Origin of the sequence: Chitinophaga sp., from assembly GCF_036569125.1 — a bacterium.
Taxonomy (GTDB): Bacteria; Bacteroidota; Bacteroidia; order Chitinophagales; family Chitinophagaceae; genus Chitinophaga.
In genome coordinates, this window is record NZ_DATCRF010000431.1 from 1 (window position 1) to 15,474 (window position 15,474).

A 15,474-nucleotide genomic window follows, 5' to 3' on the forward strand; every position below is an offset into this window, starting at 1 on the left:
CCCCCGGCCCGGTGAGCATTACGTGCTGCGACTTTTCCATTACGGCCCTGGCAGCGGCAATGGGATTGCGGATCACGGTTACGCCGGCAACAGAACCGGCGGCCAGTGTTTTGCCATTCATAATAGCGGCATCCATTTCGTTTTTGCCTTCGTGGGTGAACACAGCGCCTTTGCCGGCATTGAACAGGGGCGAATCTTCCATTACCCGTATGGCTGCTTCCACGGCATCCAGGCTGCTGCCGCCCTTTTGCAGAATGGTATACCCGCTGCGCAAGGCCAGCTCCAGGGCCGTTTTATAGGCCTGCTCCTTTTCCGGCGTCATTTGCGATTTCAGGATGGTGCCGGCCCCGCCGTGTATCACCATTACATATTTAGGTTTGGCTGTAGCCGTGTCATTAACAGGCAGTGTGCCGGCGGTCATAAGCAAAGCGAGGAAAGTGGATAACATGAATGAAATTTACGATTTTAGATTTACGATTTTAGATTTATTGGAAATGGTCCGGGGATGAGGGCTACAATCGTAAACAGGTAAATCAACGAAGTAACATTAAGATCGTAGACCCAGCAATAATGTAAACCTTCCTAAATCTAAAATCGTAAATCTAAGATCTAAAATCCGGGGAGGTGTGGCTGAAAATGGTATTTTTGCCGGATAAATGCAGATCGCTGAAAAAAGTACGTAAAATATCAACGATTGTCCTGCTATCACTGCTGGGCATTATTATATTGATAGGCATATTGGTTAACATTCCTGCGGTGCAGCGGTGGCTGGTGCAGGAAACGGCCCGGCGGCTATCGGAACAGCTGCATACAAAAGTAGCCGTGAAAGGGGTGAGCCTGCGGCTGTTTAACAGTGCGCGCCTGGAAGGCACTTATATTGAAGACCGCCATCACGATACCCTGCTGTATGCCGGCGCCATGCAGGTGCGCATTACCGACTGGTTCTTTTTCCAGGAAAAGCCCGTGCTGAAGTTCATAGGCCTGGAAAATGCCCAGGTGAACCTGGTGCGCCACCGCAATGATTCGGCCTGGAACTATCAGTTTATTGTAGATGCATTCGGCTCATCCGCCCCGGATACCAGCACCACGCCCAAAAGCAGCAGCGGGGTTGCCCTGGACCTGCGCCGCATAGACCTGCGCAACATACACATTAACCAGATCGATGCCTGGGTGGGTGAAGATATGCGCATAGCGGCCAAACAGATCTACCTGGACGCCCAGAACCTGGACCTGCAAAAACATAATATAGATATCCAGCAGCTGCTGCTGGATCAGCCTTCGTTTATTATTAACCGTTACCCTGCCTCTCCCCTGCGGCACAAAAAAAGCAAAAGCACCAATTCGCCCTTACCGGCCATTGACAGTACCGGGCAGCTGCGCTGGAACAGCAGCAACTGGAAGCTGCTGGTAAGGGAGCTGGCCGTGCGTAACGGGGTATTTGGGCTGGAGGACCTGGAAGATACCAAGCCCCTGGGACCCGGGTTCTTTGATCCGGACCACATACGCTTTGCGAATATAAATCTGACCCTGCTGAACACCAGCCTTATAAAAGACAGCATTATCGGCGACCTGACCCTGCGCACGAAAGAACGCAGCGGGTTTGAGGTGAAAAAGCTGACGGCCCGTTTTAAAATGTCGCCGGTGGAAATGGAGTTCTCTCAAATGGACCTCATTACCAACCGCAGCCACCTGCGCAACTACTACACCATGCAATACTCCGATCTTGGCGACATGAGCGATTATGTGGACCTGGTGTTTATGAAAGCGCGTTTTGTGAACAGCACCTTATCTTCTGATGATATTGCCTACTTTGCCCCGCCCCTTACCAGCTGGAAAAGGGAAATATCCCTGAATGGCGTGGTAGAAGGCCCGGTGAGCAACCTGGATGCAGACAGCGTAAGCCTGCAGGCCGGCAGCACCACCCGCCTGAAAGGGCATTTTAAAATGCGCGGCCTGCCGGAGATCAATGAAACCTTCATCGACTTCCAGGCATCGGACCTGGTAACTACCGGCGAAGATGTACAGCGCATCTTCCCCACCATTAAAGATGTGCCGCAGCTGCATATTGACCGCCTTTCCAACATTGCCTTCCAGGGTAGCTTTACCGGTTTTGTGAATGATTTTGTGGCCTATGGTAAATTTCAGACCAACCTGGGAAATGTAAGCTCGGATCTGAACTTTAAAACCAGCGCTGATATACCGGTGTACTCCGGCAGCCTTACCACCAATAATTTTAACTTAGGGTCCCTGCTGGATGTGCCACAGCTCTCCACCATTTCCCTGAGCGCAAAAGTGAACGGCGCAGGCTTTAATATAAGAACACTGAAGGCTAATGTAGATGCGGATGTGCAGGCAATAGCCCTTTACGATTACACCTATACGAATATCAAGACCCAGGGCGAAATGAACCGCAAATTCTTTAACGGCTCCCTGGCGGTAAAGGATCCTAACCTGGATATGGATTTTGCCGGTACCATTGACTTTAACGACTCGGTGCCGGTGTTCAAATTCAACTCGGAGATCCGCAAAAGCAACCTGAAAGCGCTGCGCCTCACAACGGACTCCATTACCCTGCAAACCAAGCTGGATCTGAACTTTGCCGGTGATAACATTGATAACTTTGATGGCACGGCACGTATATACGACGTATCGCTGTACAAGAACCAGAGCCGGGTGGATTTTGACTCCCTCAACATCAGCACCCATATGGAAAACAATGCCAAGGTGCTGGGCATTGTGGGCAGCGAGATAACCGGGTATGTAAAAGGCACCTATAGCTTTGTGGAGCTGCCGGATGCCTTTCGCCTGTTCCTGAATAAATATTATCCCAGCTTCTTTTCTTCCCCGCCCAAGGCTAACATTAAGGAGGATTTTACGTTTGCCTTCCAGTTCGGGCAGGTGGATAAGCTGATACATGCCTTTACAAAAGATATTTCCGGGTTTGACCAGGCCCGGGTAAGCGGCGGCTTAAATACCATGCAGGGCAGCATTTCCCTGAATGCCTTTGTGCCGCAGGCCGCCTACCAGGGATATAGCGTGCAGGACCTGCAAATAAAAGGCAGCGGTAATTTTAATAAGATCAATGTAAGCACCAGCATTGGCAAGGTGTATTCCGGTAACCGTGTATGGCTGCAAAACCCGCTGATACTGGCCAGCTCGGGCCACGATACTTCTTTTATAAAGATGGATGTGCAGGCCAGCCAGGACTCTACCAACATGGATGGCTTTTATGCCCGGGTAGTTACCGTGAATGACGGGGTAAAGATCAACTTCCTGAACAGCTCTTTTACTGTAAATGAGCGGCAGTGGAACGTTACGGCCGGGAATGAAATTTACTGGAGCAAACATTTCCTGACGGTTAATAACCTGCGCATTACCCGCAATGATCAAAGCGTTACGGTGGAAACCAATGAGTTTAACCCGGATGAATCGCGCTTTATGATCACGCTTAAAAATCTGAACCTGGCCGATGCCATTCCCGCACAGCTGCTGCCCATGCCGGTTGAAGGGCAGGCCAATGGCGTGATCAACATATCAGACCCTACGCGCAACCTGGATATTGATGCAGACATTACGGCCAGCAACTTAAAGCTGAACAACGATTCACTGGGCCTGGTGACCATTAAGGGCGGCTACCGGCAGCAAACCGGCGAATCAAACGTTGAGATACAATCCAGGAACGCAGGCCGCAACTTTACCATACAGGGTATTGCCGGCCTTACCAAAGAAAATAACCAGCTTAGCGGCACCGTGGATCTGAACGGCACTTCCATTGACCCGCTGAACCAATACCTGGGCGATTATGTGGACCGCCTTTCCGGCCTGGCCACGGGCAAGCTTACTATTAGCGGCACTACCGATCAGCCATCCATAAAAGGTAAGGTGCAGCTGGATAGTGTAGGCATCCGCGTACTATACCTGGGCACCTATTATAAAATACCGCGGCTGAATATTAATGTGGATGATAACCTGATAGAGTTCGGCAACTTTAGCATTGTTGATAAATTCAATAACCGGGCAAGCGCCAGCGGTTATATTTCCCACGATCATTTCTCCAAGCTGAATTTTGACTTTGACGTTACCGGCCGCAAGTTCATGTTCATGAACACTACCGGGGCCGACAGCGACCTGTTTTACGGGGATGTGATCGCAGATGGTAAGGTATATTTCTCAGGCCCGCTGAATGATATGCAGCTGCACATACTGGCACGCCCGGTGAAAGGCACGCACTTTTACCTGCCTATGTCGGACACAAAGGATATTGGTAAATACGACTACATTACCTTTAAGACCTACGGCACAGAAATGGAGCAGCCTAAAAAGAAGAAGAAGGATAATGTGAACCTGAACATACGCCTGGATATTGCCGCCAACCCGGATGCGCAGATAGATGTGATCCTGGATGCCACTACCGGCGATGTGATCTCTGCCAACGGCAACGGGAACCTGCAGATCAACGTGAATACTGCCGGCGACTTCTCCATGTTCGGGGACTATGAGATCAACAACGGATCTTACAACTTTACCTTCCAGCGCCTTACCAGCTGGAAATTTGATATTACCAAGAACAGCACCATTACCTGGAACGGCGATCCGCGGGAAGCCCGCATGAACATTACCGCCAAATACAGCGTACCCAAAGTAAGCCTGTATAACCTGGTAGGCCAGTATAACGCCAACGCCTCTGCGGCCATTAGCAGCGATAAGCTGGCTACCCGCCAGGAAAGAGTGGATGTAGTGATAAACCTGCGCGGTGAAATGATGAAGCCGGATATTGCCTACGAGATACAGCTGCCGGATGTAGGCTCCCTTTCCTATGAGAGCGGCGTGGCTGCACGTATACGGGAAATTAACCAGGACCAGAACAAAGCGCTGCTGCAGGTGTATGGCCTGCTGCTGTTTAACCAGTTCATACCGGATGACAATGCGGCTACCGGCAGCGCAGGCATAGTGGGTAAGAATAGTGTGGGACAGGCTTTATCGGCCCAGGCATCTGCTATCCTGAATAATATTACCGGCGTTATCCTGAAGAACAGCGGTATTGGCGTGAATGTGAACTACCGGGCCTATAACATAGGCAACCAGGATAATACCAATATGGACCGTAACCAGCTGAGCGCAGGTATTACAAGTAACCTGTTCAATAATCGTGTACGCTTATACGTTGGTGGTGATTACGATTGGGGAAGAACGGCTACCAGCGCTACCTCTAACCGCTTTGCCGGCGACTTCCGGGTTGAATACCTGCTAACCCAGGATGGCCGCATCCGTATTAATGCCTTTAGTAAAACGGATTATGACGTATATAACCTGGTGAACCGCAACAAGGCGGGTTTGGGTATTTCCTATGTACGTGAGTATAACCGGCTACGGGAGCTGTTTGAAAGCAGGCGCCCCTCCCGGCGTTTACTGGATTCTATGAGGCGCACGGAAGCGCTGAAGCCGAGAGATTCAATTAATAATGAATAATTAATAATTAATAATGAATGCAGCCAGAGTAATTAAGAATGAATAATTAATAATTAATAATGAATGCAGCGGAGATCGGCGGGGATGGGATGTTAATTGATTTGATTAATTGATTAATTAAAATGCTATAAATAAAAAGTCCTGCACATATGCGCAGGACTTTTTGTTGTGAAGTACTTTATTAATTATTAATTCTTAATTATTAATTCGTAATGCGCCCCAGAATTTCGTGCCCCAGCTTATCCCGTTTGGTTTGCAGGTAAAACTCGTTGTGCGGGTTGGGATGGATCTCGATGGGTACGTTTTCAACGATCTCCAGTCCATAACCTTTGAGGCCGGCGCGTTTGCGGGGGTTGTTGGTCATGAGGCGGATCTTGCTGATGTTCAGGTGGCGCAGGATCTGCGCGCCAATACCATAATCACGTTCATCCATATTAAAGCCCAGCTCCAGGTTGGCTTCCACGGTATCGCGGCCTTCTTCCTGCAGCTTGTAGGCTTTTAGCTTATTCAGCAGGCCAATACCCCGGCCTTCCTGGTTCATATATAATATAAGGCCCTTACCTTCTTTTTCTACCATGGTCATGGCAGCATGCAGCTGCTCGCCGCAATCACAGCGTAAGGAGTGCAGGATATCGCCGGTGAAACAGGAGGAGTGTACGCGCAACAGCACGGGCTCGCCATCTTCCCAATCTCCTTTTTTCAGGGCCATGTGCATATCGCCGGAGTTCAGCTGCTTAAAGGCTATCAGCTCAAAGTTGCCGTATTTGGTGGGCATTTGCACGCGTACTTCTTCTTCTATCAAAGTTTCTGTACGCAGGCGGTAAGCAATGAGGTCTTTTATGGAGATGAGCTTCAGGTCGAACTTAGTGGCTATCTCGCGCAGCTGCGGCAGGCGGGCCATGGAGCCATCTTCATTCATGATCTCTACCAGCACGCCGGCAGGTTCAAAACCAGCCAAACGGGCCAGGTCAATGGTGGCTTCTGTGTGGCCGGTGCGGCGCAGCACCCCGCCTTTTTTGGCTTTCAGCGGGAAAATGTGTCCGGGTTTGCCCAGGTATTCGGGGCGGGTGTTGGGATCAATGAGCGCCTGTACGGTCTTGGCCCTGTCGTGGGCAGAGATGCCGGTGGTACAGCCATGTCCTAACAGGTCTACGCTTACGGTAAAGGGTGTTTGGTGCAGGGCGGTATTATCGCGCACCATCATTTCCAGGCCCAGCTCCTCGCAGCGCTCCTCTACCAGGGGGGCGCATATAAGGCCGCGGCCATGTATGCTCATGAAGTTGATGATCTCGGGTGTTACGTTGCGGGCGGCCGTCACAAAATCGCCTTCGTTTTCGCGGTCTTCATCATCCACTACTATGACCAGCTTTCCTTTTTTAATGTCGTCCAGGGCTGCTTCAATTGTGTCTAGCATATATAAAGATCAGTCAGTTGAAATAATGGGCAAAGTTAGCACAAATTAGGTTGCTGTGGTCAGGTTAGGTACCGGCAGGTAAGTGCCGCCTCTCCACTTATACAATGTGGATCCTTTATTCCTAAGATGTTGATCCAGGTATAGTTAAAGAAAAACCAGGTGCAGGGGCCCCTGGTTGATGGCATAGTTATGATTGTCATGAAAAAGCAAAATTAAAATGCGGAACGCCAGGCGCTTAATACGCAAAGCGTAACGCAGCGTGTTTGCGCTACTGCTATGTATACGCAGGAAAAGGCGCAGGCGTTGCCTGGCAAATGTGCAAATGTGCAAATGTGCAAATATGCAAATATGCAGATGTGCAGGTGTGCAGGTGTGCAGGTGTGCAGATGGTTGGGAATGTACTAATGATAATATAATAATATGCTGGTGTGCTGATGTTTGTGGGAATATATGAGTGCATTCATCTGCACATCTGCATATTTGCACATCTGCACATCTGCATATCTGCCCATCTACGAGGGGCTTTCGTGGAAGCTGTGAGATTGCGGTGCGGGGGTGGATGTTTTGCGGCCCGGGGGTGCAGCAATGGCTTCCACCACGCGTGGCTTTTTACGGGCAATGGCCACCGGCCGCTCATTTGCCGCTGGTTTAAGCTTTTTTTCCGGCAGCAATACTTCTATTATACAGGACAGCATCCCAGTTTTTTCTGCAGAGGAATAGATCTGGCCATTGGCTTCTTCTTTAATAAAACGCAGCTGCAGCAACACTACGGTGGTAAGCCGCGGATCAGGAGGCGATTGTAACATGGGTAAAACGCCGGTATGCGAGGCATCCAGGGCTACGCAATCCGTTACAGTGGCCACTTTGCGGCAGGCGCCGGTGGCGGCGTCCATGGCCAGGGCAGCTACCTGCACCTGTACATGGGAGGCATAACGGGGGCGTTTTAACCGCTGCACCCACTGCTCCGGCATATGGATACGCAGCTGCCCTTTTTCGCGGGTGCAGCTAACCTGGATGTTAGGAACTGCTTTATTATTAAACCGGAAATTCTTCAGGGCCTCCTTTAAAGCGGCGGGCGTAATAACCCGCTGGCCCCGCGGACGCGTATCGGCCCGGAGGGCGCTATACATAGTTTTATTCAAACGGTTTACCATACCGCTATCCTGTGGTGTGGGCCACAGGCCGCTGAGCGCCTGGCGGAATAGTTTCCCTGCCTTGCTGGCCTGGCCGAATTCGCCGGCGCTTTGCTTACTGGCAGTGGTCATGCTGCCGGGTTTGTAGACAGGCATGCTGCGGCAGCAGGTTTTATTGCCACGGCGGTAAAAGATCAGGTCTCCTACCCTGCCCTCCAGCTTCATAGGACCTTTTAAGATAGCCATAGGATATACTTTTCCAGTATTAACAACGGGTATTACACTTTGTTCACACGGAGATCACATAAATAATAGTAGAGAAACACCCGGACTTGACGTGGACTTGATCCGGGAATAAGGTGGGGTTAATGTGGCACTTTTGCAGGAAAAATGAAAGCGGAATACACTTAAAATGCTGATCCTTATACCAGAAATCATGTTTTGGGAGCCGGACACAGCAAAAACACCGCCACTTTTCCACATTTTTTACATATTATAAACAAATAGATTTGAAGAATGTTAATTTCTTTGAATACTCCTTGAATAAATAGAAACGTATAGGCATAGAATTAAATAACCTCCAAACAGCCTGTAGCACCCAATAAAAACTATCACACCTTAACAATTTGTTAATTTACCGTTAAAATTTTAATATGATTATTTCTCAATTTTGCGGGGTAAATCAAACTTGCTAGAATTATGGGATTTCACAAATTTCTACTCACTGTTACCCTCGTGCTGAGTACTATTTTTTCCTATGCTCAGGTTACGACGAGTAGCCTTACCGGTGTTGTAAAGGACAATAAAAATGAAGGACTTATCGGGGCTACCGTAAAAGCCACCCACGTACCTACCGGAACTATTTACGGAACCGTTTCCCAGGCAGATGGACGGTTCAACATCCCTAACATGAAGGTTGGCGGACCCTATAAAATAGAAGTAACCTTTATAGGATATGTAACCCGTACCTATCAAGACATTTCCCTGCAGCTGGGTGTACCCGCCAAGCTGAACGTTCAGCTGGAGGACAACTCCAAATCCCTGAACGAAGTAGAGGTGATCTATAACAGGAACGCCCTTATTTCCCCGGAAAGACAAGGTACCCAAACCAACTTGTCGCAACAGCAGCTGCAAACCCTGCCTACTACCAGCCGTAACATTAACGATTTTGTGCGCCTGGTACCGCAGGCACAGGCCAGAAGAGACGCCTCTGACGGTTCTACCATGGGTATTTCCTTTGCCGGTGCAAGCAATAAATATAACCAGTTCACTATTGACGGCGCCAACGCAACAGACGTATTTGGTCTTGCAGCCAGCGGCACTAACGGCGGACAGGCCAGCATTAACCCCATACCTTTTGACGCTATTGAGCAGGTACAGGTGGTGCTGTCTCCCTACGACGTAACCCTGGGCGGTTTTACCGGCGGTGGTGTGAATGCAGTAACCCGTTCCGGCTCCAACGAGCTTCACGGATCTGCCTATACCTTTAACCAGAACCAGTCTTTTGTAGGTAAAAGTGCCGATACCCGTGATAAATACGGTAATTTCCATGACTGGACCTTTGGCGCCCGTTTAGGTGGACCGATCATTAAAGACAAGCTGTTCTTCTTTGTTAACTATGAAGGACAAAGACGCAGCCGTCCGCTGGACTTCCAGCCCGGTACCGGCGCATCTTCCATTGATGCGAATATAGTAAAGGATCTGAGCGACTGGCTGAAAGACGAAAGCAAACACGCCGGCTGGAGCTATGACCCGGGTGCTTACAACGGCATTAATATTCCCAAAGAAGCCAACTCCGTTTTTGCGCGTATTGACTGGAACATCAATGAAAAGAACAAGCTGACCATCCGCCACAGCTTTGTAAAAGGCAGTAACCTGATCATCAGCGACTCCCGCACTGCTATGAGCTTCCTGAATAATGGTTACAAGTTCAACTCTACCAACAACTCTACCGTACTGGAGCTGAACTCCAATATCTCCAGCAGGTTTTCCAATATGCTGCGTGTAACGTATAATGCTACCCGTGATAACCGTGCTACTCCCGGCGATCCGTTCCCGGCTGTAAGCATTTCAGACAATGGCGCTACCTACCGTTTTGGTACAGAGAACAGCTCACAAGCCAACAAACTGGACCAGAACAACTATACCATTACTGATAACTTCACCATTTATTACGGCAAACATACGATCACTGTTGGTACAGACAACCAGTTCTATAATACCAACAACGTGTTCATGCAGGGTATATTAGGTAACTATAGCTATAACAGCATAGATTCTTTTAAGGCGAATGTTGCCCTGAACAGCTATACCACCAACTACTCTACCAAAGGTGGTAACGACCTGGCAGCGTCTGTAATGCATGCCGCACAATTTGGCCTGTATGTGCAGGATGTTTTTGATGTTACTGATAACTTTAAGCTGACCTACGGTATCAGGGCAGACATGCCGGTGTTCTTCAATAAACCGGCTGCCAATGATTTCTTCAATAATTCAGCCATAGCCAAAGCAAATAATGTGGCTACCAATCAAATGCCTAAATCGCAGATACTGCTGGCTCCAAGGGTAGGTTTTAACTGGGACGTTAAAAAAGACGGTACTACCCAGCTGCGTGGCGGTGTAGGTATATTTACCGGCCGCGTACCTTTTGTATGGATCTCTAACCAATACGCCGGTACCGGTGTGACCAGGATCAGCTATTCTGCCAACAATGCCGCTGCGGTAAAAGCTGCAGGTATCACCTTCAACCCGAACAATCCTTACCGGCCGGCTCCCAGCACCGGCGGTACGCCAGCGCCTACTGAAATTGACGTAACTGACCGCAATTTCAAATACCCGAGAGTATTACGCGCTAACCTGGCTATTGATCAGAAACTGCCTTTCGGCATTATTGGTACCTTAGAAGGTATGTATACCAAAACTATCCAGGACATCCTGTATAAGGATCTGAACCTGGCTCCTTCTACCGGTACTATTAACCTGGGCGATACTAAACGTCCTTTCTATGGGACCCTGGTAGACCCGAACTTTACCAAAATACTGTCACTGGGCAATACTACTAAAGGATATACTTATAACATCACTGCACAGCTGCAGAAATCATTCAGCCAGGGTTGGTCGGCCAGCCTGTCTTACAGCCTGGGCCACTCTTATGGTGTGAATGACGGTACTTCTTCTACCGCCATCTCCAACTACCGTTTTGTGTATAACATCAACGGTCTTAACAACCTGGACCAGGCCCGCACTAACTACGACCAGGGTTCCCGCATTGTGGGTTATATCGGCAAACGCTTCAGATACGGTAAGTTCTCTACCAACATTGGTTTAGTATACACCGGCCAGTCCGGCCTGCCGCTTTCCTATGTATACTTTGGCGATGTGAATGGTGATGATGGTACCACCCGTACCTCAGCCAACACCAGCAACAGCGCTGACATAATGTATATACCTAACAGTGCAGCACAGTTCAGCACTCTGGTTGTAGGTTCCGGCGCTACTGCAGTAACCTATACTCCGGAGCAGCAATATGCTATGTTCCAGCAATATGTGAACACCAACAAATACCTGCGCGATCACGTGGGTAAGAATACCGAAAGGAATGGCGCACGCCTGCCATGGGAAAACCACTTTGACCTGAAAGTGGCCGAAGATTTTGCTGTTATTAAGGACCATACGCTGAGCCTTACTTTCGATATTTTTAACGTAAGCAACCTGCTGAACAAGAACTGGGGACGTGCTTACTACCCGGGTAATAACAACCAGCAGCTGCAACCGCTTAACCTGGCCAGAACCAGTGCCTGGATAGATCCGAACACGCCTACCTTTACCTTTAACCCACAATTCGGCACTAACCAGTATACAAAGGAGCCCTGGGCTTATTCCAACTTCCTTTCCCGCTGGAACATGCAGGTAGGTTTGCGTTATAGCTTCTAAGCACAGTATTTTCTTTCCTGATAAAGAAGGGTGTCTCAAAGTTGAGACACCCTTTTTGTTTTTAGAATACGGATTGGAATGCAGGCGGATGCAAAGACGCGGAGTAATTGTGAATGGTCCATCTATCCGCTAACGGAATAAAATCCCGGCATTTTTCGCTACTTTTAGTAAGTGACGGAAAACTACTACAAATGGCATTCGCCCTACCTGGGCAAAGACTTTGAAATGCTGGTGTTCGGTGATGAGGGATACCCATTGATCCTGTTCCCCACCTCTATGGGCCGGCATTACGAAAGCAAAGACAGGGGCCTTATTGAATCCCTGCGCTGGTTTGTGGATCAGCAGCTGGTACGCGTATACTGTCCCGATAGCATAGATCATCACAGCTGGTACAACCGGCACATTCCCCCTGCGGCGCGGGCCTATAACCATACCCGTTATGACCAGGCGCTGCTGCACGAGGTGCTGGAACGCGCCGTACAGGAAACCGGCATTCAGCGTGTAGCCGTGGCGGGGTGCAGCTTTGGCGGGTACCATGCGGCTAACTTTGCTTTCCGCTACCCGGAAAAAGTATCTTACCTGTTTAGCCTGAGCGGCACGTTTGATATACGTTTCCGCCTGGACGGGCATTATGATGACAACGTTTATTTTCACAACCCGGTGGATTATATGCCGGACAATAAAGCAGCTGCGCTCTGGCGCATGGGCATTATATTAGGGGTGGCGGAGCATGATGTGGCCCGTGCGCAGAACGAACATTTATCGGCCATACTGGCTAACAAGCAGATCTCCCACTGGCTGGATGTACGCCCTAATGCCGTGCACGACTGGTCATGGTGGAAGGAGATGCTGCCGTATTATTTATCCCTGATCAAGTAAGATTGAAACCATGCAAGATCATCATACAAAAAAAATTCAACCATGAAAAAAATAGGTGTGCTTTTTGGCCAGGAAACTATTTTTCCGCAGGCATTAATTGACAGGATAAACGGGCAAAACAACAAAGGCGTTCAGGCGGAAGCGGTAGTAATAGATAAGGTGATCCAGGGGCAGGATACCGGTTATGCTGTGATCCTGGACCGTATATCCCACCACGTGCCCTTTTACCGTTCCTGGGTAAAACATGCTGCGTTAAACGGCGCTGTGGTGCTTAACAATCCTTTCTGGTGGAGCGCCGATGAAAAGTTTGTGAACAATGAGCTGGCTCTGAAGGCCGGGTTGCAGGTGCCTAAAACCGTGCTGCTGCCTACTTTTGAGCATCCTGCACATACTACTTCTGATAGTTTCCGTAACCTGGCTTACCCGTTTGACTGGGAGGCCATTTTTGCCTATACGGGTTTTCCAGCCTACCTGAAGCCTTTATCAGACGGGGGCTGGCGTAATGTGCACCGTGTAACATCTGCAGAAGAATGTTTTCACCGCCATGCTGCTACCGGCCACCAGGTAATGCTGCTGCAGGAAGAAATTCATTTTGAAAGCTACTACCGTTGCTTTTATATTGGCGGGCAGGTACGCATTATGGCCTATGATCCGCGCCGCCTGCACCAGCACCGTTATGAAGCTGATTTTACGCCGGATGAGGCCCTGCAGCAAACACTGGTGAAGCAGGTAACTAAACTGAATCAATACCTGGGATATGATATTAATACCGTGGAAATAGCTGTGCACCAGGGTGTGCCCTATGCCATTGATTTCTTTAACCCGGCGCCGGAAGCAGATATACATACCATTGGCGAAGCTAATTTTGAATGGATAGTAGCTACTACCGCTGCTTTTTTAATTGAAAAGGCCAAAGCCGCAGCGGCGAAGAAGGGCACGGCGAAGCTTAGCTGGGGCGGATTTTTGCAGGAGAACGCGCAGGTGGTTGCGGAGAAGAAGGTAACGGAGAAAAAAGCGGTGGAGAAGAAGAAGAGTGTAGAGAAGAAGAGCGTGGAAAAGAAGCCGGCGGAGAAGAAGGTGGCGGAGAAGGTGAAGAAGTAATGGGAATTACGAATTATTCAATTACGAAATGTGAAGCATTCATGAGCACCATTGAAAATGATTATGAATGCGAATAATTACGAATTGGAATGCAACGGAGGACTGGTGGGGATAACGATGTAAGTTAGTTAAATGAATAAGATACTATATAACGAAGCCTTCCGGTCTATGCGTTGTACTTTTTATTATGCAATTACTCAATTCGTAATTATTCATAACCATAATAATTTTCAATGGCATTCATGAACGCTTCGCGTTTCGTAATTTCGTAATTGAACATTGTCCCTTATGCAATTCTCGCTTGGCATTGAAGAAGAATACATGGTGATGGACCCGAAAACACGGGAACTCTGCTCCCATGAGCAAAAGATCGTAGAACAGGCACATAGGCTGATCCGCGATAAAGTAAAAGCTGAGTTTCACCAGGCCGTAGTGGAAGTAGGCACACAGATCTGCACTAATATTGAAGAAGCCCGGCAGGATGTGGCTTTGCTACGCAAAACCATCTGGACCATTGCCGGCGACCTGGGTTATAGTATCGGCGCATCCGGCACGCATCCCTTTTCTGAATGGGCGCTGCAGCTGATCACCGACCATCCGCGCTATTTCGAGATCGTAAATGAAATGCAGGATGCTGCCCGCTCCAACCTCATTTTCGGTTTACACGTGCACGTAGGTATGGAGAACCGGGAAATGGCCCTGCATATAGCCAACTCGGTACGTTATTTTTTGCCGCATATTTTTGCGCTAAGCACAAACTCCCCTTTTTGGGAGGGCCGCAATACAGGCTTCAAATCCTTTCGTACCAAGGTGTTCGACAAATTCCCGCGTACCGGCATACCCGATTATTTTGGCAGCATAGAGGAATATGATAATTATGTGAAGCTGCTTATTAAAACCAACTGTATTGATAATGCCAAAAAGATCTGGTGGGACCTGCGCGTGCATCCGTTCTTTAATACCGTGGAGTTCCGCATTTGCGATATTCCGCTAACCACCGATGAAACCTGTACCCTGGCCGCGCTGTTCCAGGCTGTATGCGCCAAGATCTACAAGCTGCGCGCACAAAACCTGAACTTCATTATTTATAACCGCGCCCTGGTAAACGAAAATAAATGGCGCGCTTCCCGCTATGGTATTGATGGTAACCTGATTGATTTTGGGAAGGAAATGGAAGTGAATGCCCGGGCTCTTATCTTTGAGCTGCTGGATTTTGTGGATGATGTGGTGGATGATCTTGGCTCCCGCCCGTTCATTGAAAATACCAGCCGGATCCTGGAACAGGGCACCGGTGCAGATAAACAGCTGCGTGTTTATGAAGCAACCAATGACCTGGTGGCAGTGGCTGACTTTATACAGGAGCAGTTTTTAAAGGGGATATAACTATTTATAAACTAGCGGGTTAATATATTAGAATAAATATATACAAAGCTTAAATATTGGCGGGGAGGGAAAGGAAACCTGTATATTTGTATTATATTTGATTGATTATTTTTAATCAGATAGATTATGAATAACGTAGAATTTTCTAAAATAGGGAGGGCT

At 48.8% G+C, this 15,474-nt stretch carries 8 protein-coding genes; 5 read left to right on the forward strand and 3 right to left on the reverse strand.

All coding sequences use genetic code 11. The annotated features are described in order from the left end of the window. Positions 1-448, reverse strand: a 448-nt coding sequence (locus VIM87_RS16090) for an isoaspartyl peptidase/L-asparaginase (RefSeq protein ID WP_331997980.1), incomplete at its 3' end; no start/stop codon positions are given. A 176-nt stretch (positions 449-624) separates the two neighbouring features. Between VIM87_RS16090 and VIM87_RS16095 the strand changes: the two genes are divergently transcribed. Then, on the forward strand, positions 625-5,469 hold the full coding sequence (locus tag VIM87_RS16095) for a translocation/assembly module TamB domain-containing protein (RefSeq protein ID WP_331997981.1): 4,845 nt from the start codon (positions 625-627) through the stop codon (positions 5,467-5,469). A gap of 202 nt (positions 5,470-5,671) precedes the next feature. Here VIM87_RS16095 and VIM87_RS16100 read toward each other — a convergent pair whose 3' ends face one another. Together VIM87_RS16100 and VIM87_RS16105 are read right to left on the reverse strand one after the other, a co-directional pair. After that, positions 5,672-6,883 carry a bifunctional 3,4-dihydroxy-2-butanone-4-phosphate synthase/GTP cyclohydrolase II gene (locus VIM87_RS16100; protein WP_331997982.1) on the reverse strand — a complete coding sequence of 404 codons (1,212 nt, stop codon included), beginning with the start codon at positions 6,881-6,883 and terminating at the stop codon, positions 5,672-5,674. 512 nt (positions 6,884-7,395) lie between these two features. Then, on the reverse strand, positions 7,396-8,262 hold the full coding sequence (locus VIM87_RS16105) for a hypothetical protein (RefSeq protein WP_331997983.1): 867 nt from the start codon (positions 8,260-8,262) through the stop codon (positions 7,396-7,398). A 453-nt stretch (positions 8,263-8,715) separates the two neighbouring features. Here VIM87_RS16105 and VIM87_RS16110 point away from each other — a divergent pair, with 453 nt between their 5' ends. From VIM87_RS16110 to VIM87_RS16125, 4 genes are all read left to right on the forward strand, one after another. Next, a complete protein-coding gene (locus VIM87_RS16110) occupies positions 8,716-11,949 on the forward strand; it encodes a TonB-dependent receptor (protein WP_331997984.1) in 3,234 nt (1,077 codons plus the stop codon). 171 nt (positions 11,950-12,120) lie between these two features. Further along, positions 12,121-12,828, forward strand: a complete 708-nt coding sequence (locus VIM87_RS16115) for an esterase family protein (RefSeq protein ID WP_331997985.1) — start codon at positions 12,121-12,123, stop codon at positions 12,826-12,828. A 42-nt stretch (positions 12,829-12,870) separates the two neighbouring features. Continuing rightward, on the forward strand, positions 12,871-13,929 hold the full coding sequence (locus VIM87_RS16120; RefSeq protein WP_331997986.1) for a hypothetical protein: 1,059 nt from the start codon (positions 12,871-12,873) through the stop codon (positions 13,927-13,929). Between the two features lie 288 nt (positions 13,930-14,217). Then, positions 14,218-15,312, forward strand: coding sequence for a carboxylate-amine ligase (locus tag VIM87_RS16125; protein WP_331997987.1), 1,095 nt, complete (start codon positions 14,218-14,220; stop codon positions 15,310-15,312). Positions 15,313-15,474: the final 162 nt, after the last annotated feature.